Raw genomic sequence first — 26910 nt, forward strand, 5'->3', positions numbered from 1 at the left:
GAGATATTAGACCCATTAGTGATAGACACAGGCTTATCTGCAGCGGATTATAGTTTTGAGTGGAGTTATAATAACACTATCATACCAGGAGCCACAGCGCCAAGTCTAATGCCAAGTCAAGAAGGAAGTTATAGTGTATTTGTCACAGACCTGAATACATCCACAGTGACCAATTGTACTCATATAGATACAACAGACGTTATAGAAAGCGAACCACCAAGTGTAAGCGTAGAACTAGTAACACAAGCCTTTGCGGATAATCATACAATAGAAGCTGTAGCAACCGGAATTGGAGTGTATGAATACAGTTTAGATGGAGGGCCATGGCAAGACGAAGGGACCTTTACCAACCTATCTTCAGGAGAACATGAGATCACAGCAAGAGACAAGAATGGCTGTGGATTAGTTACTGTATCAAAATTTATAATCGATTATCCATTATATTTTACACCAAATGGAGATGGAAATAATGAAACTTGGAACATTGAAGGTGTTGGAAGTAATGCAAAAATTTATATATTTGACCGATACGGAAAGTTGTTAAAGCAAATAAGTCCAGATGGAGACGGATGGAATGGAACTTATAATGGTAAAGCGATGCCAACGAGCGACTATTGGTTTACAGTAGAATACGACGAACCGAGCAATGGTGAACGTAAAGAGTTTAAAGCCCATTTTGCTTTGAAACGATAAATTATAATTTTAAGCATAAAAAAGCCTGAGTATTTAAATACTCAGGCTTTTTTTATATGCTTTTATTTTCAATTACAGATTAAACCCTAGTGTTAAGATAAAATCAGTAAACTTAGATTCAATTTGAGCAGCATCTGTTAAACCGACAGAATATAACTGATGATTATAATCGCGTTCAGATTGACTAAATGCAAAATCTAAATTAAGATTCCCAAAATTATAACCTATTCCTAATGAGTATCCGTTAAGGTCACCATAAAAACTATCATTTTTATAAGGACTTTCTTCAAAGCGGTAACCACCTCTAAAACTAACTTGTTTATAACGGTATTCGCCACCTAATCGATAAGATACGGCAGTATCTAAATCATTACTTATACTAGTATTCAAATTAGAGAAAAGAGCATCTGTTGTCGGTTTAAATTTTGAACTGCTATAATCTTTTACAGCATAGTCAAAACTCAATAAACCTGTCCTACCAAAAACATACGCTAAACTTCCAGTTACTTTACCTGGTGTTTGTAATTTATATTCTTCATAAACATTAATTACATTTGGGTTTACAACCTGATTAACATTAGATCCATCTTCTAATCGCGATGATGCTAGATATTGTGATGTTTCGTCTGAAATTCTATACCATGTTGGAGAGCTGTAAGATAAACCCACTCTTAGCTCTTCTGTTACTTTTGCAATTCCTCCTAATTGGAATGAGAATCCGCTTCCTGTTGTAAGTAAATTGTTTTCGAAATCTACTTGACTCACTGTAGAGCTTGCATTTGAGTTAGATTCATTAAAGAATGTGGTGCGTTCATAATCTATAAAATGTGAATTCAGATTCAATCCAAAATAAAGCTTATCATTATAACTTGTAGCAATATTAAAAGCTAGTTTTCCATTGTAGCCTCTACTAGCATACGCGTAACGTTGATTGTAGTTACCTCCATTTATATTAGAGATATAATTGTCGTTACTATCGTTTTCATCAGGATTTATGATATATCCTTCATAACCTAAAAATGCCTGTTGATTCTGAAAGCCATATATCGACCCAATTTCAGAATACGCCTGAGATATTGATTCACCAGGAAGGGCAGAAATATTGTCTAGTGGTAATCCATTTGCATATTCAACAAAGTAAGATCCGATAGTGTTATTCGCATTTACACCACTAGCTATCCAATCGTTATTAAAAGCAGCAGAACTATCATAAGCAAAACTTAATGAGAATTTATTCCAACCCGAACTTGTGTTCGTGTTTTTAAAAATAAATGCGGCTCCGAGTTGATTTAAATCAAAGCTGGAATTGGAAGAGGAGTTAGCTTTATTAAAATAGGTTACATCATTGTTAGTGTTGAATAGACCTAACGATATTGAAGCGTGGCTATTGTTAAAAATAGCTGAACCTGCGGGATTAATATTAACACTAGACATGTCGCCACCCAAAGCTCCAAAAGCACCACTCATAGCTCTGAAACGAGCAGTTCCCTGTATGTCATCCATAGAATATCTTAGTGCATCTGTTACGTCTTGTGCTAAAATATAAGACGTGCTTACCAAGCCTATGCAAAGCATAAGTACCTTTTTCATATATAATTTTTTAAGATTTATTAAAGTTTATTTTATCTTCTACCACCTCGTCTACTACTGCTAGAAGAACTTCTACTACCACTACTAGACCTAGAACTTGCAGATGATCTTACAGTACTTCCAGATGATCTAGTGCTGCTAGATCTTGAACGAACCGTTGCTGAAGATCTTGTACTTCTAGTAGAGGTAGCTGATCTAGTTGTACTTCTATTAGAAGACCTCCTCGTAGTCGCAGGTCTAGATCTTCTTGTTGAAGAAGAAGAGTTTCTAATGGTACGCGTTGGACTTGTTGTCGTTGTCCTTCTATTTGATCTTACTCTACTATTAGACTGAACAGCGTTAGATAATCTTCGTGTTGAATAATTATTTCTAGATAAGGCAGCATTACTTCTAGATAAGGCAGCATTACTTCTACGATTTAAATTGTTGTTGTATAATAAAGATCCTCTTCTTGTAGTATTGTAAGCATATCTATTATTTCTGTAATACCTGTTGTTCAAACCGTAATTATAGTATCCGTAGCCATATCTCCATGGTGCGTAATGTCTATACCCATAATAGCCACCGTAGTAACCGCCATAAGGACCAAAGTTATAACCCCAATGTCTGTAACCGTAGCCAAATCCTGAATTCCACATCCATGGACTATTATAACCATACCAGCCATTATCTATATAATTAATGGTAACCGTATTACTGATTTGTCCCCAACCACCATAAACAGGTTGTTGTTCTAGGGTGTCAACTACTTGTTCGGTATAATTTCCTTCATACGTGTCGATATCTGTGAAAATTTCAGATTCTTCTTGTATAGCATCGACTTCAGCTGAGTTTTCAGCGAAATAGTTTTTGTAATACTGCGAATCATTAACTGAAGTAGTAACTACTGTTTCTTCTGTATTGTTTTCGTAATCTTCAGTAGCATAAATCCCGTCATTGTCGTATCCTGCATACTGAAACGAACCACAAGAAGTTAACACGGTTAGTACACCGAGTGCAACAAAAAATGGCAATTTCTGAGTTAAATTAGTTTTAAATTGCATATCTCTTTTATTTTATTGTTGAACATAGCAAAAATAGTTAGTTTTGCTGTATTATTTAATACATTTAACATAAGCACAATATTTGTGCCAAAACACGGAAAATGGGTAAAAATCTTACTAGTAGAACCGAAGATTATTCAAAATGGTATAATGAACTGGTTGTTAAGGCCGATTTAGCAGAAAACTCTGCTGTTAGAGGTTGTATGGTTATTAAACCGTATGGCTATGCTATATGGGAAAAAATGCAAGCAGAATTGGACAGAATGTTTAAAGAAACAGGTCATGAGAATGCGTATTTCCCTTTGTTTGTTCCTAAAAGTTTGTTTGAAGCAGAGGAGAAGAATGCTGAAGGTTTTGCTAAAGAATGTGCTGTTGTAACACATTATAGATTGCAGAATGATCCAGACAATGAAGGAAAACTTAGAGTAGATCCCGAAGCTAAATTAGAAGAAGAGTTAGTTGTAAGACCAACTAGTGAAGCTATTATATGGAATACTTATAAAGGTTGGATACAAAGTTATAGAGATTTACCAATCTTAATAAACCAATGGGCAAATGTTGTACGCTGGGAAATGCGAACACGATTATTTTTACGTACTGCCGAATTTTTATGGCAAGAAGGGCATACAGCACATGCTACAAAGGATGAAGCACTGGCGGAAACAGTACAGATGAATGATGTTTATGCTGAATTTGCTCAAAACTTTATGGCAATTCCTGTTATTAAAGGAGTAAAAACAGAAAGCGAACGTTTTGCTGGCGCCATTGAGACCTATTGTATTGAAGCTTTAATGCAAGATGGAAAAGCATTGCAAGCAGGGACATCACATTTCTTAGGTCAGAATTTTGCAAAAGCTTTTGATGTTAAATTCACCAATAATGAAGGTAAATTAGACCATGTTTGGGCATCTTCTTGGGGAGTCTCTACAAGATTGGTTGGAGCTTTGATTATGACGCATAGTGATGATAAAGGTTTAGTGTTGCCTCCAAACTTAGCACCATCTCAAGTTGTTATTGTTCCTATATTTAAGACCGATGAACAACTAGAAGCGGTTTCTGAGAAAGCAGAAAATATAATTAAGGAACTAAAAGCTCTTGGTGTAAGTTGCAAATTTGATAAACGAACAACACATAGGCCAGGTGCAAAATTTGCTCAGCATGAATTGCAAGGTGTGCCATTACGAATAGCAATCGGCCCTAAAGACTTAGAAAATAATACGGTTGAGTTAGCAAGACGTGATACTTTAACCAAAGAGATTGTGAAAATTGAAGGTTTAGCCTCAACCATTAAAGATCTTTTAGGTACTATACAAGAAGAATTATTTACTAGAGCTTTAAACTTTAGAGATGAACATACCACTGAAGTTGACGATTTTGAAACATTCAAAAAAGTTTTAGAAACAAAAACAGGATTTATTTCAGCGCATTGGGATGGTACTGCTGAGACAGAGCAAAAGATTAAAGAGTTAACAAAAGCGACCATAAGATGCATTCCTTTAGTTGATTACAAGGAAGAAGGTAAGTGTGTTTATAGCGGGAATGCATCGAAACAACGTGTGCTTTTTGCAAAGGCTTATTAATTTTTTTTGAAAAAAATTTAATAAGGTGTTGCACAATTTAAAAATAGTTGTATTTTTGCATCCGCAATGGAAACGTTGTAGGTTCATTTAAATAATAAATACCAAAAATGGCCCGTTCGTCTATCGGCTAGGACGCATGGTTTTCATCCATGTAAGAGGGGTTCGATTCCCCTACGGGCTACAATTTTTAATAAGAAATAATATAATGGCAAATCATAAGTCAGCTTTAAAAAGAATTAGAAGAAACGAAAGTAAACGCGTACTTAACAAGTATCAGCATAAGACAACACGTAATGCTATAAAAAAATTACGTGAGCTTACAGATGCTAAAGAAGCGCAAGCAATGTTACCTTCTGTTATTAGTATGTTAGATAAATTAGCAAAGAATAATGTAATTCATGCTAACAAAGCTGGTAACTTAAAATCTCAGTTAACTAAACATGTTGCTGCAATTTAAATAATTGTAGTTTCTATTAAGATATTTAAAGTCTTTCCGATTGGAAAGACTTTTTTTATGGCTATGATTTAAGTATTATGGCTTTGTTGTTAAGCGTTGTCTTTTTATTGCAACTACTAAGATTGCAATTAAAGTAAATCTTAATAAGCCAATAAACTAATTTAGGCGTTGTTTTAATTAGTACACATACCAAAAAACAGGAAAAGTAAAGGGCTGAATATTTTAGACGCTATACAATAAGGGGGTTATACCTGGTCGAAGACATCTAAAATTGTCATAATTAATTATCTAATACGTTTTAAAACAAACCTGTAATTTCACCATCGTGACTGATGTCTATACCTTCAGAAGCAGGATGCGCAGGTAAGCCAGGCATTCGCATTATATCTCCAGTAATTGGGATTAAAAAGCCTGCACCAGATGCGATTTCAATTTCTCTAACTGTAATAGTAAAGTCCTTAGGACGACCTAAAAGTTTAGGGTTGTCTGATAATGATTTTTCGGTTTTTGCGACACAGATGGCTAATTTATCTAAACCAAGATTTTTAATGCGTTTAAGTTGTCGTTTAGCATTAGAAGTATACTCTACATAATCTGCTCCATAAATTTTTTGAGCTATAGTTTCGATCTTAAACTCTACACTGTTTTCCCAATTATAAAGCGGTTTAAATTGTGCGGTATTATCATTTACAACTTCTATGATTTGTTGTGCAAGTTCAATAGCACCTTCTCCGCCTTTAGCCCAAACATCAGCAACGGCAACTCTAATATTTTTACTTCTAGAAAAATCTTTTATGAGTTGAATTTCCTCTAGGCTATCCGATTCAAATTTATTGATGGCAATTACAGGAGTTAAACCAAACTGCTCTATGTTTTCTATGTGTTTTTCTAAATTGGGAAGTCCTTGTTCTAGGGCTTCTAAATCTTCGATTTTTAGTGATTTTAAATCTGCGCCACCATGATATTTTAAAGCTCTGATAGTTGTTGTTAATACCACAGCTTTTGGTGAGAGATCTGCACTTTGGCATTTAATGTCTAAGAATTTTTCAGCGCCTAAATCACAGCCAAAACCAGCTTCTGTAATTGTGTATTCTGAAAATGTCATTCCCATTAATGTTCCTATTACCGAGTTGGTACCTTGAGCTATATTCGCAAAAGGACCTCCATGAATAATTGCAGGATTTCCTTCCATAGTTTGCACCAAATTAGGTTTGATAGCATGTTGCAATAGGGCAGCCATTGCACCTGCAACTTTTAAATCTTTAGCATAAATAGGCTTATTTGTAAATGTATAACCTATAAATATATTTCCAAGACGCTCTTTTAAATCGTTTAAATCCGTAGCAATACAAAGAATTGCCATAATTTCTGAAGCTGCTGTTATATCAAAACCAGTCTCTCTAGGAATACCTGAAGTCGTACCTCCTAGACCAATAACAATTTTTCTTAAAGCTCTATCATTCACATCAAAGACACGTTTCCATGTCACCGTTCTTGGGTCTATACCTAAGGAGTTTGTTTTACTCTGAATATTATTGTCAATTATAGCAGCCAATAAATTATTCGCTTTTTCTATGGCTGAAAAATCACCTGTAAAATGCAAATTAATATCTTCTAATGGTAAAACTTGTGCAAAACCACCTCCTGTTGCTCCACCTTTTATTCCAAAGACAGGGCCTAAAGAGGGCTCTCTAAGAACTACGGTTGTTTTTTTGTTTAGTTTATTCAGTGCTTCAGACAATCCGATAGATATTGTTGTTTTTCCTTCACCAGCTGGAGTAGGTGAAATTGCAGATACTAAAATAAGATTGCTTTTATCGGCTTTAGATTTATCGATACAAGACAGAGGAATTTTAGCTTTATTTTTTCCATACATTTCTAAAAGATTAGGGTTAATTCCAAATTTTTCTGCGATGGCTGTAATCGGTTTTAGTGTTACCTTTTTTGCAATTTGAAGATCTGTCATAATAGAAAATATAAATTATTACTTCTCAAATTTAGACGAATTATAAGGCTTAAATGGTGATTTTTATCATGTATAAAATTGTATTTCAACTCTTTTATTACTTAATGCGTTAAAGGTTGTAACTTTGCAGTAAATTTTTAAAGATGCACAAAGCAGGTTTTGTAAATATTATAGGTAATTTTTTTCCATACATTTCTAAAAGATTAGGGTTAATTCCAAATTTTTCTGCGATGGCTGTAATCGGTTTTAGTGTTACCTTTTTTGCAATTTGAAGATCTGTCATAATAGAAAATATAAATTATTACTTCTCAAATTTAGACGAATTATAAGGCTTAAATGGTGATTTTTATCATGTATAAAATTGTATTTCAACTCTTTTATTACTTAATGCGTTAAAGGTTGTAACTTTGCAGTAAATTTTTAAAGATGCACAAAGCAGGTTTTGTAAATATTATAGGTAATCCCAATGTTGGAAAATCCACGTTGATGAATGCTTTTATTGGTGAAAAGCTATCCATAATCACATCGAAGGCACAAACTACCAGACATCGTATCTTAGGTATTGTGAATGGTGAAGATTTTCAGGTGATACTAAGTGATACACCAGGAATTATAAAACCAGCGTATCAACTACAAGAGTCTATGATGGATTTTGTAAAATCGGCTTTTGAAGATGCAGATGTACTAATTTATATGGTTGAAATTGGTGAGAAAGAATTAAAAGACGACGCTTTTTTTAAAAAAATCACCAACTCAAAGATTCCTGTTTTGTTATTGCTAAACAAAATTGATACCTCTAACCAAGAACAATTAGAGGAGCAATCAGAGCTATGGCAAAGTAAAGTGCCAAATGCTGAATTTTTTCCTATTTCTGCAACTGAAGGATTTAATGTTCAAAATGTATTTGATAGAATTATAGAATTATTACCAGAGTCACCAGCATTCTATCCAAAAGATCAATTAACAGATAAACCAGAACGCTTTTTTGTAAACGAAGCTATTAGAGAAAAAATCTTAATGCATTACAAAAAGGAAATTCCGTATGCTGTAGAAGTTGATACAGAAGAGTTTTTTGAAGAAGAGGACATAATAAGAATGCGTTCAGTAATTATGGTAGAGCGTGAAACTCAAAAAGGAATTATTATTGGCCATAAAGGATCTGCACTAAAACGTGTTGGTGTTGAAGCTAGAAAAGATTTAGAAAAATTCTTTGGTAAACAAGTGCATTTAGAACTGTACGTAAAAGTGAATAAAAACTGGAGAAGCAATCAGAACCAGTTAAAACGGTTTGGTTACAATCAACGATAACTCTTAATAATATCATTCATAAAATCATGTAATTTATGCATTTCAGGCTTGCCTTTATAGCGGCCTAACCGTCCTGAAACATACAATGCAAACCATAGTACCACCATTAGAAGGGTAAGAAATATTTGAATGGCATATGAGTTACCTAATGATGCATTGGTATAGGCCCAAACACCAAAGCCAAAAAACAAAGCGGCAACTATAAAATGTAAAAACATAAACATAGTCCATACGGTTGGGTTGGGGCCAAATAAACCATGAACTATGGCTTTATTACTACCGTCTTCGTTAATTTCTAAATGTAATTGAGGCGACCAAAAATGCTGATCTTTTTTAGGAATTTTTATAAAAATATGATCATCAATTCTAGAAACGATAAAATCTTTCTGACTTAATTTTGATGCTTCAAAGGCCTTGAGTAACGTTTCGTTATCAGTTGCCACTTCAAATTTAAAGCGCGGTCGTAATACTATTTCATTTGAGAGAGACATCTTATAATGGAGTAGGTGACAGGTGTTTATTTTAATATTAAAAACTCACAACGTCTGTTAATAGAATGTTCCGTTTCAGTACAATTATCACCACAAGGAACTATTGGTTTCGATTCGCCATAACCTTTTGAGGTTAATCGTGCTCTCGATATGCCATTTTCTACAAGATACTCTAAAGTTGCACGTGCTCTTTTTTCAGAAAGATCCATATTAAATTCATAACTCGCTCTAGAGTCTGTATGTGCTCCTAACTGAATTTCCATTCTTGGATATTTTGTAAGTAAGGCTACCAATACATCTAAGGTTCTTGCTGCCTGTGGTTTTATATCCCATTTGGCAAAATCGAAATATATGTTTTCTAATTCTATAAAAGTATTTCCTTCATCATCATCAGTAACAATTTCTTCTGCATCTTTGTAAGACTCAATTTCTAACTCAATATTAAATTCAATATTACCTTTGTCATTAGTATCAAAAAATTCAACCTGAGGAATATATTTAGGCTGAAAACCTTCAACAGAGTAATTTTGACTTGGTTGTGTTGGAAGTTTATATCTTCCATCTTCTCCAACGCGTTGTTCTGCAACCACATTGCCATCTTTATCAAATAAAGTTACGGTTGTATTAGGTAAAATTTCGCCAGTTACTTTATCGGTAACTAATCCTTCAATAAAATAAGTTCTTTCGTTTTCGATGCGTTTAAACGTGTAGATATTATCTAAACCAGAGCGGTTAGACGACACATACCCTGTGTTTATGGAATCTACAACCACAAAAGCAAAATCATCTTTTTCACTATTTATAGTTTCTCCTAAATTGAGCGCTTCTAAGAATTCATTGTTTTTTGCACGACTAGCAAAAAGATCTAAACCTCCAAAGCCATGTTTTCCGTTTGATGAAAAGTACAATGTACTATCCTTGGCAATAAAAGGGAACTGTTCTCTACGAATGGTATTGATGTTTTCACCTAAATTAATCGGTGTTCCAAATGAGTTATCTGCGAAAACATCGACATAAAAGATATCAAATGATCCTAAAGTATTAGGCATATCACTAGAAAAATATAAGCGAGTTTCATCATCGTTTAATGCCGGATGCATTGTAGAATAGGTTTCACTAGCAAATGAAACGGGTTCAATATTGGTCCATTCACCGTCAATAAGCTCTGCTTTAAAAATACTAACTACAGCGATTTTTGTTGAATCTAAATCGATTCGTTTTTTTAGGTTTCTAGAAAAGTACATGGTCTCACCATCTTTTGTAAAGATGGCGTTACTTTCATGTTGTTTTACAGAATTAATTTCATCGCTTAGCGGTTGAATGCTATCTAAAGTGATGTCATCTCCTTTAGATACAACACCTTCGTATAAATCTAAATACGGTTTGCCATTCCATTTATAATTCGGGTTTTCTATGTTTTTAGTAGATGCAAAAACAATTTTATCATCACGAAGACCAACTCCAAAACTAGAACCTCCAACGTCTTTTGTAAGATTATTTAATTCGTATTTATACGGTACAATACGTTTTAGCAAAGCTTTTAATTCTGGTGTGTTTATGGTATCCTTCAAGTGACGCGTAGAAACTTCATCAGCTTTTTCATAATTTTTGATGCCTTTTAAAACTTGAAAATATTTGAAATAGAAATCCTCGGTTAAATCGGTATTAATTTTTAAATCATACACTTGCTTGTAGGCTTTGTAAGCTTTTTCAAATTCAGAATTAAAGTAGTAACAATCTCCTAATTTTTCTAAATTATCGACTGTTTTGGGAAGGCTAGAAAAAATCTCTGCAGCTTCAACATAAGCTCTGTTTTCATAAAGATTATTCGCTTTGCTTACGGACTGAGAGAAACACAGCACTCCTGTTGTTAAAGCCGTTAATAGTATATATAGTTTAAACGTTTTCATGTGTTTTCAATTAGAAAAATCTAGGGGATTTATCGTAACCTTTTCCGAGTCTTCCGATGTTAAACAATAAAAATAATTCGTGCGAACCAGAATTAAATCGTCCTAAATTAGAGATTGTATGGTCGTAAGCATAGCCAATGCGAACTGCTGACGTCATAGAAAAATTAATCATACCAGTAACCGAATCATCATAACGATATCCCAATCCAAACTCCACTTTGTCATACATTAAAACGTTGGCTGTTGCATCTATAGAAAGCGGTGCATTATTAACATATTTCGCCATGAAGGCAGGTTTAAATTTAAAATTGTCACCAAGGTTAAATACATAACCACCAGTGAAAAACATATGAATGTTTTCTGCTGCTTCAGAAACAATGCCACTGTCTTCTTGTAGGTGTTTTGACTGTAATAAATTAGGTGCTGATAAACCTAAATAATATGTTTCTGAAAAATAGTATAGACCAGCTCCAACATTAGGGAAGGTTCTATTAATGTTTTCTGCAAAGGCTGGATCTGGGAGTGGATCTGAATACACAAAACCATCAAAATTGGTACTGTAAAAAGTGGCTCCAGCTTTAATTCCAAAAGATAATTTTGAAGTCTTGCCAACAGGAAGGACATATGCAATATCTGCAAATGCGCCAGATTGTTTGACGACATCACCAATTTCATCATGAACAAAAGAAATACCTCCTTCTAAACGATCTGTGATTTTAGAATGTGCAAAGAAAGAACCGGTTACAGGAGCTCCTACCGATTGTGCCCATTGTGAACGATAAAGTAAACCAACGCTCATAGTAGTCTCATCATCTGTAGCGTAAGCAGGATTTATAACACTCATATTATACATATATTGCGTGTATTGCGGATCTTGTTGCGCATATGATGAGAACCCTAAAAATAGAATTATAATCGCAATGCTATATGTTATTAATTTACTTTTCATTTTAATATGTCATAATTATCTATTCAGATAGACTCGTCCTTGTTGTGGTTCACGTTCACCATCATTAAATTCTAATATGTAAAAATAGACTCCAGCCGGAAGTTCAGTGTCATTATTTTTAGAGGTTCCATTCCATTTAGGTGAATTAATATCTCCTTCATATAGAATATTACCGTATCTATTAAAAACACTTAACTTAAAATTAGGGTATAACTCATCTAACCATAAAATATCGAAAACGTCATTAATTCCATCGTCATTTGGTGAAAAACCATCAGGTATTATAAGTTCTCCAATACAAGAAATTAAGCTTACTGTGAGTTCTAATCGAATATTACTTTCGCAACCAAATTCTGAAGTAAGGGCTCCATAATAAATAGTGCCATCTTGTAATGCTTCCGTATCATCATAAGGAATGCCGTCCGTAGGTGCATCATACCAAATAACTATACCGTCATCAATTATGTTGTTAGTTAAGTCTGTTATTGTAGGATTGTCTCCCAAACAAAATTCAGAACCATTATCAATAATCTCTGGTGTAGGAAGTTCTTCAACTAATATTTTAATTGGCTCTATAGTGTCTGTAATTGCACTACAATTTTGTCCTAAAACAAATAATTGTGTAAGTGTTACAATAGTTAAACCTGAATTTGGTAATAATTCCTGAGGAATTGTAAAAGTTGCATTTCCTCCTGTAATTGAAATGGCTATTGTATTTACTGAGTTATTAGCTTCTGTGAGTGCGTATACAATAGAGTAGTCTCCGTCGGGTAGTTGGTTGGCGCCTGTGATATCTATAATGGCATCCTGATAACCAGCACATAAAAGATTATTATCTATTGACATTGTTAGACCTGTAATATCAGGAAGGTCAATAATAGTAACAGTTACACTAGCAGAATTAGTGATACCACACTCTGCTGAAGTTACAGAATACGTGTAAATACCAGCGGTATCTATAGTTGGATCAAAAACTCCTGTACCACTGGTTAGTGCAGGTGACCAGGTACCACCGACGTCTGGAGTACCACCTAAACTATCAAAAAGATCTACTGGGTCTGTTTGGTCTATACATAAGTTAAGCGTATCGTCGATTCCAGCATTTGGTTCTGCTAATATTGTAACGGTAACAGTAGCTGTTGCCTCCGGACAAGCAGTGCCAGTACTAGAAACCGTATACGTATATGAGCCAGCAGCATCTATGCTTGGATCAAATAGCCCTGTACCACTGGTTAGTGCAGGTGACCAAGTACCACCAACATCAGGAGTACCACCTAAACTATTAAATAAATCGACGGATGTATCCGAACTACAAAACTCAATTGTACCATCAGAGCCTGCATCGTTCGTGTCTGAAAAAGAAACATCAACTGTTGCCGAGCTAGTGCCACACAAATTACTTACGGTGTATGTATAGTTGCCTTCAGGATCTATATTAGGGTCTAAAATTCCAGATCCACTATTTAGTGCAGGTGACCAGGTACCACCAGCTTCTGGAGTTCCGGCTAAACTGTTAAATAAATCTACTGTATTTGTTGAGTCACATAAATTGAGTGTACCATCACTTCCTGCATTTGGTGTTTGTAAAACTGAGACTATAACGGTTGCCGTTGCATCAGGACAAGCAGCGTCAGTGCTAGAAACTGTATAGGTATATGAGCCAGAAGCATCACTACTAGGATCAAAAAGACCAGTTCCACTGGTTAGTGTTGGAGACCACGATCCACCAACATCAGGAGTTCCTCCTAAACTATTAAATAAATCAACGGTTGTATCCGAACTACAAAGCTCAATTGAGCCATCAGTACCTGCGTCATTTGAATCAGAAAAAGAAACATCAACTGTTGCAGAACTAGTGCCACACGAATTACTTACGGTATATGTATACAGCCCTTCAGAATCTATATCAGGGTCTAAAACTCCAGATCCACTATTTAGCGCAGGTGACCAGGTACCTCCAGATTCTGGAGTTCCGGCTAAACTGTTAAATAAATCTACTGTATTTGTTGAGTCACATAAATTGAGTGTACCATCACTTCCTGCATTTGGTGTTTGTAAAACTGAGACTATAACGGTTGCCGTTGCATCAGGACAAGCAGCGTCAGTGCTAGAAACTGTATAGGTATATGAGCCAGAAGCATCACTACTAGGATCAAAAAGACCAGTTCCACTGGTTAGTGTTGGAGACCACGATCCACCAACATCAGGAGTTCCTCCTAAACTATTAAATAAATCAACGGTTGTATCCGAACTACAAAGCTCAATTGAACCATCTGAACCTGCATCATTTGAATCAGAAAAAGAAACATCAACTGTTGCAGAACTAGTACCACACGAATTGCTTACGGTATATGTATACAGCCCTTCAGAATCTATATTCGGGTCTAAAACTCCAGATCCACTATTTAGCGCAGGTGACCACGTACCACCAGCTTCTGAGGTTCCGGCTAAACTGTTGAATAAATCTACTGTATTTGTTGAGTCACATAAATTGAGTGTACCATCATTTCCTGCATTTGGTTCAGGTAAAATTGTAACAATCACAGAAGCCGAATCGTCAGGACAAAGGGTTTCACTATTTAGAACAGTATAGGTATAAGTGTTCGCGGCATCTAATGTTGGGTCAAAAATTCCAGTTCCACTAGCAAGAGCTGGTGACCAAGTACCACCAGTGTCTGGCATTCCGCCTAGACTATCAAATAAGTTTATAAGGGTTGTGTCGGTACTACAAATTTCAACACTACCATTAAAACCAGCAGTATTAGCATCAATAGTAGTAACTGATACACTTGCCGAAACATCACCGCATATTGAGTTTATGGTATAGGTATAAACGCCATCAGCATCACTATTAGGATCAAAAATCGCTGTTCCGCTTGAGAGTGAAGGTGACCAAGTTCCTCCTGGTTGAGGTGTTCCATTTAAGCTTTCAAATAAATCAACAGTATTTAAAAGACTACATAGAAGTATTGTGTTATCATTACCTGCATCAGGTGATTGCTCTACGGTTACTTCAACAATAGCTGAATCATCTGAACAAGGATCAGTTCCTGATGTGGTGTATGTATACGTGCCACCAGAATCTACAAGTGGATCAAAAACTCCTGTTCCACTAGTTAATGTTGGTGACCAAGTTCCACCAGCCTGAGGTGAACCACCAAGGCTATCAAAAAGATCTACAGAGCCATCATCTGTACAAACTGTAACAGACCCATCTATTCCTGCGTCTAAAAAAGGAGTTACATTTATTGAAATTGTGGCGGTTGCATCTGCACATGGAGTTGTGCCTGTAACTGTGTATGTATATGTGTTACTTGTATCTATTAAAGGGTCATAAATTCCTGTGCCACTTGCTAGGGCTGGCGACCAGGTTCCTCCAGTTTCGGGAGTGCCTCCAAGATAATTAAATAAGTCTAATGTTCCATTATTACTACAGATATTAACTGTCGCATCTAAACCAGCATCGGGTTCAGGTATGATAATAACATTTACATTTGCTGAAGCATCAGGACAAGGTGCAGTACCAGTAAGTGTATAGGTGTATATTCCAGGGGTATCAACTACAGGGTCAAAAACTCCTGTACCACTTGTTAGGGCTGGCGACCAGGTTCCACCAGTTTCGGGTGTGCCTCCAAGACTATTGAATAAATCTATTGCCGTTGAATCATTATCGCAAATTTCTACGACACCATTTGAACCAGCATTTGGCAACGGATTTACAATTACCGTAACCGTTGCAGATTCGTCAGGACATGGAGTGTTTCCTGAAAACGAATACGTGTATGCACCAGGACTATCTATGGTAGGATCAAAAACTCCAGTTCCACTATTTAATGCTGGGGACCAAACACCTCCAATATCAGGTGTTCCGCCTAAACTATCAAATAAATCTATAGTTGTGTTATTATCGCAAAGATCAATACTGCCATCTTCACCAGCATCATTAAACGGTGCGACAGATACAGTTACTGTTGCTGTAGTATCTAAACAAGGAGGCGTGCCACTAACGGTATATGTATAAATACCTTCTGCATCTACGCTAGGATTAAATTCACCTGTACCACTTGCAAGTGATGGCGACCAAACACCTCCAGTTTCGGGTGTGCCACCTAAGCTTAGAAATAAATCTACAGTGTCGCTATTACTACATAAGTCTAAACTAGCATCGGTACCAGGATTGGGTGCCGGAAAATAGGTTACTGTAACCGTTGCAGAATCATCTGGACAGCTATTATTAGAACTTACGGTATAGGTGTAAATTCCTTCTGCATCACTATTAGGATCAAAAATTCCTGTTCCACTATTTAATGCAGGAGTCCAGGTTCCTCCAGTATCAGGTGTACCTTCAAGTTCTGAAAATAAATCGACTGTTGTACTCGTATTATCACATAAATCTAAGGTGCTATCTTCACCAGCATTTGGTGCTATATCTAAAACAACTAAAACAGAAAGTCGTCCTGTGCTTTCACAAGGGGGATCTGTAGTTGTAGCATAATACGTTTGTCCATCTATTAAAGGTGTGGAAGGAGGTAACTCTAATGCTGAAAATAAGGAGATATACCAATTATTGTTTCCACTTGCTTCTAAATCGCCTATGGTTGGAGTGAATTCTGGCGTGACACAGAAACTTTGAATCATATCTCCTGTTGGAATTGGTGTAGCTCCAACAAGTACTAAAACCGATAGTCTCGATGTTCTACAGCTTCCATCTAAACTTGCTTGATCTGCGTAATAAATGGTGTTATCCATTAAGACATCATCCTCATTTAATGGTGTGCCACCAGAAGATGATAAATACCATTGAACATCGTTTCCAATGGCCTCTAAATCGCTTACTGTTGCAAGCGAAGGGTCATCTAAACAAACTCCTTGAAAATTTTCGCCTTCTGGTGGTCCAGAAATTGTAATGTCTACTCTAGCTCTAGTGCCACAAGCTCCAGAACTATCATCGGCATAATAATCTTCACCACTAATTAAACTGTCTGAATTTGATAATGGAACCGTTGAGGTTGGAGAATCATACCATACAATACCACCTCCATTATCGATGGCTTCTAAATCGCCAACGAGAACAGATTCCGTATCACATAGATACTGTGTACTGTTGGTAACTGTTGGACATTGTGCGTTAACTGCAGTAAATCCACAATAAACTGTAATAAGTAGAAATGCTAATCGTATAGGATCTCCTTTAAAACTGTACTGTTTGGCTTTCATTAAAAAAATTTAATATAATTGCTTTTGTTGAAATCAACGCCATGTATTTAAGAACAGCAAGTTCGTTTTTTATAATTATTTACTTGCTTGATTGAGAGATAGAGGGAAAACAAATATATGTAAATAGCCTATAGATAGCAAAATTAAAACATACAGTTTTGTAGTTTTTTTATTGGAGCAAATGTACTATATATGGGTGTTTTGCAATTTTTAGAACCCTATAATTATTCGGTAGTTTGCTTTTTAATCTATTAACTCATACATATATAGCTCTCAATTCGTATAATTAAATTTTTGAAATTGTAACTAATTTTAGTTCTTTTTAATTCATTATTAATGTAAATACGTTGTTTAAACTTATTGTTGCAGTTCTGTCATACCTTCATTAGAATTGTATTGCATCAAATATATTCCGGTATTTAAAAAGGTTTTGTCGGTTGTTTTTTGATAATCGAATTTGAGGTGTGGTTGTTCTGAACGTGTTGTGTTTAATAAATTGTCAGGTGATGAATCTTGAGAAATTCTTAATAAAATATCAAAAGTGACATTGAAACCTAAAATGGCATGTCGTGTTGGTTTAGCACTATATAGATCTTCGTATTTGTTTTCAAAATCTGTAATATCTATTTTGTTTTGTGGATTTGATGTGGAAGGAAAGATAAGTTGTAAAATTCGGTATCTCATATCTGAAACTTCACTTTGTTTTGGTAATAACGACGACTCTAACATTACCAATTGAATATTATGATTTGATAATTTACCCATTAAAGCCGTAGTTGTATTAAGAAGTACAATCGTTTTGTCACTGTCAAAAACAATGTGGTTTAGTCTGTTTTTGTTCAGCACTTTTTCTAAGGCATCAGATTTGAAAAAGCCTGCATTATCAACTTTTAAGAATTTTGCTTCGGGTAATGCATTCGAAATTAAATCCTTGTGTCTAGCTTCATCAAGATCACTAATTACAATAACATTTGAGTTTTTTTGAGCTAAATAATTTAAGGTTTTAGTGATTTGAGTCGTTTCAGAAGGAATAGATTTATAAACAGTAATACTATCACTTGATTCAATGTTAGACTCAATGTCGATAATAGATATTGGTGCATTAGAATCAATACTTGGAAAGGTTGAACTCGTATCCGAAAAAGGTACTAAAATAGCGTTTTTGTTGTGTGGACTTTCAATCGTGATGTTCGATTTTGCTATGTTTTTCTTTATTAACGTAACATCAAAATTTAAGTTAAGCGCTTTTGCAGAATCAATAGCAACTTGAGACCCTTGGAAAAAATCGATATACTTTTGAAACTCGGAATTGATGCTAATCATTTTTTGCCGTTCTTCTGGCGAACTTAATTCTTGTCTAGAAAAAGGGGTGTAAAAATAAATGCCATTTGAAGTTTCTGTATCTAAATTGGCGAACAGGACTTCATTTTTATTCGAGTAGATTTTTGTTGTTGAATCCTCATTGTTAGAATCTGCTGTTGCAACTGTATCCGCAGTGTCGTTAGTGCCAGCTGAAGGAGATGTGTTAACAGTAGTGCCAGAAACACCAATTGGCATTTTAATTATATCACCAGCAATAACAGCAGTTAATAGTTTTGGGTTTAAGTTTGTGAGTTCTTCAATAGTCATACCTGCTTTTTGTGATAAACTAAAAAGCGTCTCTTTTGGTTCTATGACATAATTCTTATAATTGGTTGTGCTTAATGAAGAATCGGGTTTTGTTTCCGTAACGTCTGTTACCTCAGTCATCTCAGTCACCTCAATTGCATCAGAGGGGGCTTCAGGGTCAAAACCTATCTCACTATCATTTATTTTTAACCTATGGCCAGCCATAAGCATTGGAACAGTGTGTGGATTTTTTGATTCAAGTTCTGTAATACTCATGTTAAAACGCTTAGCTAAACTAAACTTAGTGTCTCCGCGTTGTACAATGTATTCATCAGAAGAGGTGTCTATAGAAACTTTATCTGGAATAATTAACGTTTGTCCAATTTGTAAAAACTCGGATAATCTATCTGAATTTGCAGCTTCTAATTGAGCGACGCTAATACCATTTTCTCTAGCAATTCCCCATAGCGTTTCACCTTTTACAACGTAGTGCTCACCCTCTTTGGCGACTGGTTTGATTTCTTCAATACTTTTGTCCACGTTTATCACATGATCTGCTTGAAGCATACTCACAATATGTGGGTTTTGTTGCTCTAACATTGTAATACTAACACCAAAGCGTCGAGATAAACCAATTTTTGTTTCACCACGTTTTACAATATAATTACTTATTTTGTTTTCGGTAATTACAGTATTGCTAGACGTCGCAGTTGTATTGCTTGAATTTGGAATACGTAAGACATTGCCAGCATAAATGACATCTCTAGAACCTGGATTAAGTTCAAAAATGGCGTTTACATGGACTTCATACTGTCTAGAAATTTTATAAACGCTTTCCCCTTTTTGAATGGTATGTTCGGTATAGCTTTGTTGAGCTACACTAAGTTTAGAGCATAAAACCAAAACTAAGATTAGCGTAAAATATTTCCCCATTCCCTTTTGAAATTTAATTGTAAAAAATTGTAAATTAAGTAGTTATATAGGCTTCTTTTGAGGTTTTAAAAATAATATAAGTCCATAAGAAAGGGGGCTATTCTCAAAAAAAAACTTAATTAAAAACGCGCAAAAAATGTAAATAAAATCCTATTTGATACACGCATTAAAAATACTAAAAATTAACGCTACATACGCTATTTTTTTACTTGTTATCAACAGGATGTTAACAATATGCTATGTTGATTTTTGTTATTGTTATTTAGGGATAAACTGATTTTGACTTATAAGGTGAAAAGTCTATAATAGTTCGCTATAACACGCAAGGATATAGTATCTTTGTAGCCTTAAATAAAAAAACAATGAGCAATATTGTAGCTGTAGTAGGTCGTCCTAATGTAGGGAAATCGACATTTTTTAATCGTTTAATTAAAAGACGAGAAGCTATTGTTGATGCTGTTAGTGGTGTTACAAGAGATCGTCATTATGGCAAAACAGACTGGAATGGAAGAGAGTTTTCTTTAATTGACACAGGTGGTTATGTTGTTGGTAGTGATGACGTTTTTGAAGCGGAAATAGATAAACAAGTAGAATTAGCTATTGACGAAGCAGATGCTATAATTTTTATGGTAGATGTTGAAGATGGAGTTACAGGAATGGATGAAGACGTTGCTCAATTGTTAAGAAAAGTAACAAAGCCTGTCTTTTTAGTCGTTAATAAGGTGGATAATAATAAACGTTTAGAAGATGCTGTTGAGTTTTACTCACTTGGTTTAGGCGATTATTTTGCAATTGCAAGTATAAACGGAAGTGGAACAGGCGATTTATTAGATGCTGTTGTTGAAGCTTTGCCAGAAAAAGAAGACGTAGAAGAAGATGAGTTGCCTCGATTTGCTGTGGTCGGAAGACCTAATGCAGGGAAATCTTCGTTTATTAATGCTTTAATTGGTGAAGATCGATATATCGTAACTGATGTGGCAGGTACAACACGCGATTCTATTGATACAAAATATAACCGTTTTGGTTTCGAGTTTAATTTAGTAGATACGGCTGGTATTCGACGTAAAACCAAAGTTAAGGACGATTTAGAGTTTTATTCTGTTATGCGTAGTGTAAGAGCAATTGAGCATTGCGATGTGTGTTTAGTGGTTTTAGACGCAACTCGTGGGTTTGATGGACAGGTTCAGAATATATTCTGGCTAGCCGAACGAAACAGAAAAGGAATTGTAATTCTAGTTAATAAATGGGATTTAGTTGATAAAGACACTAAAACAGCTAAAGAATTTGAACAGCATATTAGACGAGAAATTGCTCCATTCACAGACGTACCAATTGTTTTTATTTCAGTTTTAAATAAGCAACGTATTTTTAAAGCTATTGAAACAGCTGTTGAGGTCTATCAGAATAGAACGAAACGAATTAAAACAAGTGTGCTCAACGAAACATTATTACCAATTATTGAGCAATATCCACCACCTGCAAATAAGGGTAAATTTGTGAAAATAAAGTACATTATGCAGTTGCCAACTCCGCAACCTCAATTTGCATTTTTCTGTAATTTACCACAGTATGTTAAAGATCCTTATAAACGTTTTTTAGAAAATAAGCTACGCGATGAATTCGATTTTAATGGTGTTCCAATAAGTGTTTATATGAGAAAAAAATAGTAGTTTTAATTTTATATGAATAGAATTAAGTACGCTATTTTTATCTCATGCCTTTGGTTATGTCATTTCTATGGGTTGTCCCAGAATTTCCCTCCAGAAATAAGTGTTACAGGTGAGCAAGTATATTGCCCTGAATCACAAATGCCAATTGTAACATTTGTAGCTATTACAGATCCCAATCCCGGTGATACATCACTTTCAGAAGTTTTTGTGCAAATTTCTGAAGGTTATCAAAACGGACAAGACACTTTAGAATTAATTGGTGTAAATCCTAATGTTACCTCAAGTTGGAATGCAGCAGAAGGACTTTTAACCTTGTCTGGTCCAGCAACTTTTGCTGAGTTTGATAATGCTATAGAAAATGTGGTTTTTAAAACAACTCAAACCAACTTTACTCAAGATAGACAGTTTTCAATCAATTTAGGTGATGCAAATTATTTGCCAAGTACAGGACATTATTATTTTTATGTGTCCGATCCAGGCATAACTTGGACAGAAGCGAGAGATGCAGCCGAAAGTCAAACCTATTTTGGTTTACAAGGATATTTAGCAACATTAACATCTGAAGAGGAATCACAATTAGCCGGTGAGCAAAGCGCAGGTACTGGATGGATTGGAGGTTCAGATGCCGAAACTGAAGGCATTTGGAAATGGGTTACAGGTCCAGAGGCTGGAATGGTGTTTTGGGAAGGTGGCGTTAATGGAGGTCCTCCAAATGATGAATTTTCTTTTTGGAATAATAACGAACCTAATAATGTAGGTAATGAAGATTATGCGCATATAACAGATTCATCTATTGGGAATGTTGGTGCATGGAATGATTTGGCGAATACAGGAGCCACTGATATTAACAGTCCTTACCATCCTCAAGGTTATATCGTTGAATATGGAGGAATGCCAAATGAACCTGAAATAAACCTTTCAGCCAGTAGCACGATTTTAATGCCAAGAATTTTAAATAATGCTATCGCAGTATGTGGAACAGATCCTTTTACCATAACGGCAGAAGTTTCAACTTCAGATGTGTGGTGGTTTGAAACACCAACGTCTACAACACCAATTCATGTAGGACTAGATTACGATGTAACTATTAATACGACCACAACATATTGGTTGCTACCAGTTGTTCAAGGTTGTCCGACGAATACGGAACGGTTTCCTTTTACAGTAACTATAAATACGATACCTAGTGTAAATGATATCACCATCAGCCAATGTGAAGATGAAGTAATGGATGGTATTTCTAATTTTAATCTAAATGCGTATGACGATGTTATTGTGAATGGAAGTTTGAACGATATAGATGTCAATTTTTTTGAAACAATAGATTTGTCTGTTCCAATAAGTGATAATTATACCAATATTACCAATAATCAAGTCGTTTATGCGGAAGTCATCAATACAGCAACTAGCTGTAGTGCAATGGCAGAAATCTTATTATCAGTAAACGAAAATATTTCAAATTATACGGTGTTAGCAGAGTGTGATAATGTTAACGAGACAGGTTTGGTTAGCTTTGATTTAGCACTTGCCGAAAGTCAAATTTTAAATTCATTGGAATCAGATGTGATTGTTATTGGGTATTATGAAACACATAGTGATGCCTTGCTTCAAGACAATCAATTGAGTTCTAATTTTACGAATACGGAACCTTATAATCAAACCATTTTTGCACGACTAGAACAAAATGGAAGTTGTTATAGTATCGCTGAGGTTACTTTAAATGTAGAACCGTTGCCTAACATAGTTACCGAAGATGTTTTGTATTATTGTTTGAATAGTTTTCCGGAGACCATAACGTTAGATGGCGGAATTATAAATGAAGCCCCAAATAACTTTTACTACAATTGGTCTACAGGAGAAACAACAATGACTATTGAAGTTAACCAACCAGGAACATATACCGTAGACGTAACAAAACCTTATGGTTGTACTAATAGTAGAACTATTACAGTATTACCATCAGAAACAGCAACTTTTGAAACTATTGATGTTAGCGATTTGTCGGAAAACAATTCTATTTCTGTTCTTGTATCGGGAGAAGGAGATTATGTTTATACATTAGACGATGAAGACGGAATTTATCAAACGTCAAGTACTTTTGAAAATGTACCTGCAGGCATTCATACTGTATATGTAAAAGATATTAAAGCAGATTGCGGTATTGTGTCGCGTGATATTTCTGTCTTAGGTTTTCCAAAATTCTTCACACCTAATGGAGATACTGTAAATGATACATGGCAAATTACGGGTTTTAACTCAGATTTGTCGGGTACTGTTCGTATCGAGATATTTAATCGCTACGGAAAACTTGTTGGGATTATAAATTCTACGAACCAGTATTGGGATGGAACACACAACGGAAAATTATTGCCAACTGACGATTATTGGTTTGCTGCTGAGTTCATAGATGGTAGAGCATTTAATGGCCATTTTACGCTTAAACGCTAATTTTATAAATATTTTAAGAGTTTTCATACGATTTCTCGCGTACTTGCGTTTTTAAATCAGCTATTCATCAATCAATCAGTCAATCAACATGAAAAAACTAGCCATAGTTTTTGCATTCTTATTTGCATTACAGTCATTTTCTCAAGAAAAATCATTCGAAATAATTGGAACTTTAAAAGCTGAAGATTCTCAACAACCGTTAGAATCTGCAACCGTTTATTTAGAGCGTGTTAAAGACAGTTCAGTTGTTACTTATACCATTTCAGACAAAGACGGAAAGTTTAAAATTGAAAATTCAACATACGATAAAGACTTAAATTTCTATGTGTCTTATGTGGGTTATAAAACGTATTTTAAAAAGATACCAATAGACAAAGAGGCGATAAATTTAGAGACAATAAGCCTGTCTTTAGATAACCAACTTGGTGAAGTTTTGGTGAAATCTACAGCTCCAATAACTATTAAAAAGGACACTTTAGAATTTAACGTAAAATCGTTTAAAACTAAAAAAGATGCCAATGTTGAAGATTTATTAAAACAATTACCAGGAGTCGAAGTCGATGAAGAAGGAGGTATTACAGTAAATGGCAAGCCCGTAAATAAAATATTGGTTAACGGAAAGCCTTTTTTTGGGGATGATCCTACGATTACCACTAAGAATTTAACCAAGGATATTATTGAGAAGATTCAGGTTGTAGATACTAAAACTAAATCCGAAGCTTTTACAGGTGAAGAAGGAGACAAGGAAAACAAAACCATAAATCTAACCATCAAAGAAGAAAATAATAAAGGTGTTTTTGGTCGTGTATCTGCAGGTGCAGGAACTGATGAGCGCTATGAACTTGCAGGCATGGTAAATCTGTTTGATAATGACCGAAGAATTAGTGTGCTCGCAGGAGGAAATAATACAAACACACCAGGATTTAGTTTTGGTGAGATTTCAAAAATGTTTGGACAAGGAAGCAGTGCTTCTATAAATAGTAATGGCTCTTTTACTATTGACGGTCGTTCTTTTGGAGGAGGAGAAGGCATTACAACATCTCAAAATGCGGGTGCTAACTATGCTGATGTTATTGGAGAAAAAACAGATGTGGCAGCAGATTATTTTTTCACGTCGAGTAATTCTGAAAATGAATCATCATCTGAACGCGAAACTATTCTATCGGATTCAAGATATTTTACAAACTCAAATTCTAAATCAGAAAATGATACTGATAATCATTCTTTTAACTTAGAATTTGAAATTGAAACGGATTCAACCTTTCAAATTAACATTGAACCTTCCTTTGGTTATTCTAAATCGAGAACACTGTATTCTAGTAACGAAGAAACTTTAGATGAAGATATGTTGCTTACAAATCAATCTAATGTTAACTCAAATGTAGAGCGCTATGTAAAACGATTCTCTAATGAAATTAGTGTAACCAAAAAATTTGGGAGTCGAGGAGCTTTTATTAAGGCTGAGTTAGAAACACGAATCAATCAACAGGAAAGTGATGACTTTTTAAATTCAAATACGGAGGTTTTTGGAAGCAATCCAGAAAACATAGATAGAAATCAGTTTACAGAGGGAGAAAATAATAGTTATGGTATTTCTACAAAATTATCCTACAGACTGCCAATCATAACTAAAAAATTCTTCTTGAATTTAGATTATGAATATGCTAAAGATAAAGACAATAACAGAAAAAGCACTTTCGATTTTAACACTTTAGATCAGGATTTTACAGATTTTAATACGGATTTAAGTACGGATTTTCAATACACGGATTATAGAAGTATTCCATCGGTTGGATTGTCGTATAGAGGTGAGAAGTTTTCTACGAGTTTCGATTTAGGTTACAATATAAGAACCTTAAAAAATCAAGATGTTTTACGACCAGAATTTAATGTTGAACGGAATTTTGAAAATTTAGAAGTGAATTCTTATGTAGGCTATACGTTTAGTCCAAAATCTTCTATAAATGTTAATTATTGGTTAGAGAATCAACCGCCAGGATTACGGCAACTTCAAGCGTATGAAGACGTGTCAAACCCACTTCAAACCATCATTGGTAATCCTGATTTAGAACCTTCTAATAACCATGGTCTTTATCTTGGATATAATGGGTTTGATTGGCAAAAACGTACGGGTTTTTATGTTGGTATTAATGCTAGTCTTACAGATAATCAAGTGGTGTCTAAAACTACTATAGATGAAGAAACTCTTAAACGAACAACAACTTATGTTAATATAGATGGTAATTATAATATTGGGTCTTGGGTAAACTATAGTAAAGATTTTAAGATTGATACATTAAGAACTGTTAAACTAAAGTTGAGGGCAAGTTATAATACATTAGAACGCATTAATTTTAATAACGATGTTAAATACGCGAGTAAGTCTGATAGAATTTCACCAAGACTTGGTATCGATTTTATATGGAAGAAAGTATTAGAATTTAAACCGTATTATCAGGTAAGTTATACTAATACTGCCTATGATATTGAGGCTTTTGACGATCGTGAATTTACAAGCCATAATGCCGGATTACGAACTGCAACATTTTTACCTAAAAACTTAGAATGGAGAAATGATATCAGTTTTAATTATAACCCTAATGTTGCTGATGGTTTTCAGAAAAGTGCTTGGTTTTGGAACTCAACCTTAGCCTATAGTATGTTTAATGATAAAGCTATTGTAACATTAAAGGTATACGATTTATTAAATCAAAACACCAATGCTGTGCGTATCGCTACTCAAGATTATATTGAAGATAAACAAAGCACCGTTTTAAGACAGTATTTTATGCTGAGCTTAAGTTATAAGTTTAATAGCTTAGGAAGTAAAGGAGAAACAGGAGATGGAGATTTTATCATTTTTGATTAATCTTGAATAGGTGATGAGGTTGAGGTATTAGGTGTAAGGAATTAGGTAGAATCAGTTTGTAGGTAATAGGAAACTACTAACCTTATTAAAAAATTACGTTAATTGATTGTCGTTTATTCTTGTGTGTTCAATTAAAGAAGGCGATACTAAGAACCATTTTATTTTACCGAACACCGAA

Annotated in this window: 15 protein-coding genes and 1 tRNA gene; 8 read left to right on the top strand and 8 right to left on the bottom strand. The window is 34.8% G+C overall.

Going from position 1 to position 26910, the window contains the following annotated elements:
* Positions 1-693, top strand: a 693-nt coding sequence (locus K1X16_RS06025; RefSeq protein WP_225035424.1) for a T9SS type B sorting domain-containing protein, incomplete at its 5' end; no start/stop codon positions are given.
* Positions 694-765: 72 nt separating this feature from the next.
* On the opposite strand, the gene K1X16_RS06030 is transcribed toward K1X16_RS06025, so the two are convergent.
* The gene (locus K1X16_RS06030; RefSeq protein ID WP_225035425.1) at positions 766-2283 is read right to left on the bottom strand and encodes an OmpP1/FadL family transporter; all 1518 of its coding nucleotides are present in this window, start codon (positions 2281-2283) and stop codon (positions 766-768) included.
* 32 nt (positions 2284-2315) lie between these two features.
* Positions 2316-3326: a hypothetical protein gene (locus K1X16_RS06035; protein ID WP_225035426.1), complete on the bottom strand. Its 1011-nt coding sequence runs from the start codon at positions 3324-3326 to the stop codon at positions 2316-2318.
* Positions 3327-3427: 101 nt separating this feature from the next.
* Between K1X16_RS06035 and proS the strand changes: the two genes are divergently transcribed.
* From proS to rpsT, 3 genes are all read left to right on the top strand, one after another.
* Entirely contained in the window at positions 3428-4906 is a 1479-nt protein-coding gene (proS, locus tag K1X16_RS06040) for a proline--tRNA ligase (RefSeq protein WP_195872639.1), read from the top strand.
* Positions 4907-5015: 109 nt separating this feature from the next.
* Positions 5016-5087: transfer RNA gene (locus tag K1X16_RS06045), tRNA-Glu, on the top strand.
* A 24-nt stretch (positions 5088-5111) separates the two neighbouring features.
* Positions 5112-5363 carry a 30S ribosomal protein S20 gene (gene rpsT, locus K1X16_RS06050; protein ID WP_195872638.1) on the top strand — a complete coding sequence of 84 codons (252 nt, stop codon included), beginning with the start codon at positions 5112-5114 and terminating at the stop codon, positions 5361-5363.
* Between the two features lie 298 nt (positions 5364-5661).
* Here rpsT and K1X16_RS06055 read toward each other — a convergent pair whose 3' ends face one another.
* Positions 5662-7329 (bottom strand): formate--tetrahydrofolate ligase, encoded by a 1668-nt coding sequence (locus tag K1X16_RS06055; RefSeq protein WP_225035427.1) that lies wholly within the window; start codon positions 7327-7329, stop codon positions 5662-5664.
* Between the two features lie 426 nt (positions 7330-7755).
* Here K1X16_RS06055 and era point away from each other — a divergent pair, with 426 nt between their 5' ends.
* Positions 7756-8637 carry a GTPase Era gene (era, locus tag K1X16_RS06065; RefSeq protein ID WP_195872636.1) on the top strand — a complete coding sequence of 294 codons (882 nt, stop codon included), beginning with the start codon at positions 7756-7758 and terminating at the stop codon, positions 8635-8637.
* Here the strand turns inward: era and K1X16_RS06070 are convergent.
* The 5 genes from K1X16_RS06070 to K1X16_RS06090 form a co-directional block, all read right to left on the bottom strand.
* Complete coding sequence (locus K1X16_RS06070) at positions 8628-9128, bottom strand: GTP-binding protein (protein ID WP_225035429.1); 501 nt, start codon at positions 9126-9128, stop codon at positions 8628-8630. The genes era and K1X16_RS06070 overlap by 10 nt on opposite strands.
* 26 nt (positions 9129-9154) lie before the next feature.
* Positions 9155-11038 (bottom strand): OmpA family protein, encoded by a 1884-nt coding sequence (locus K1X16_RS06075; RefSeq protein WP_225035430.1) that lies wholly within the window; start codon positions 11036-11038, stop codon positions 9155-9157.
* Positions 11039-11048: 10 nt separating this feature from the next.
* Positions 11049-11987, bottom strand: a complete 939-nt coding sequence (locus tag K1X16_RS06080) for a type IX secretion system membrane protein PorP/SprF (protein WP_195872633.1) — start codon at positions 11985-11987, stop codon at positions 11049-11051.
* Between the two features lie 15 nt (positions 11988-12002).
* Positions 12003-17204, bottom strand: coding sequence for a gliding motility-associated C-terminal domain-containing protein (locus tag K1X16_RS06085; protein ID WP_225035431.1), 5202 nt, complete (start codon positions 17202-17204; stop codon positions 12003-12005).
* A gap of 357 nt (positions 17205-17561) precedes the next feature.
* Positions 17562-19745: a LysM peptidoglycan-binding domain-containing protein gene (locus tag K1X16_RS06090; RefSeq protein ID WP_225035432.1), complete on the bottom strand. Its 2184-nt coding sequence runs from the start codon at positions 19743-19745 to the stop codon at positions 17562-17564.
* 362 nt (positions 19746-20107) lie between these two features.
* Between K1X16_RS06090 and der the strand changes: the two genes are divergently transcribed.
* The 3 genes from der to K1X16_RS06105 all read left to right on the top strand — a co-directional run bounded on the left by der (position 20108) and on the right by K1X16_RS06105 (position 26732).
* On the top strand, positions 20108-21412 hold the full coding sequence (gene der / locus K1X16_RS06095) for a ribosome biogenesis GTPase Der (RefSeq protein WP_195872630.1): 1305 nt from the start codon (positions 20108-20110) through the stop codon (positions 21410-21412).
* Between the two features lie 15 nt (positions 21413-21427).
* Positions 21428-23863, top strand: coding sequence for a T9SS type B sorting domain-containing protein (locus K1X16_RS06100; RefSeq protein WP_225035433.1), 2436 nt, complete (start codon positions 21428-21430; stop codon positions 23861-23863).
* A gap of 88 nt (positions 23864-23951) precedes the next feature.
* Complete coding sequence (locus tag K1X16_RS06105; RefSeq protein WP_225035434.1) at positions 23952-26732, top strand: outer membrane beta-barrel protein; 2781 nt, start codon at positions 23952-23954, stop codon at positions 26730-26732.
* The last annotated feature ends 178 nt before the right edge of the window (positions 26733-26910 follow it).

It is taken from the genome of Winogradskyella sp. SM1960 (assembly GCF_020179375.1).
In the GTDB taxonomy this organism is placed as follows: Bacteria; Bacteroidota; Bacteroidia; order Flavobacteriales; family Flavobacteriaceae; genus Winogradskyella; species Winogradskyella marina.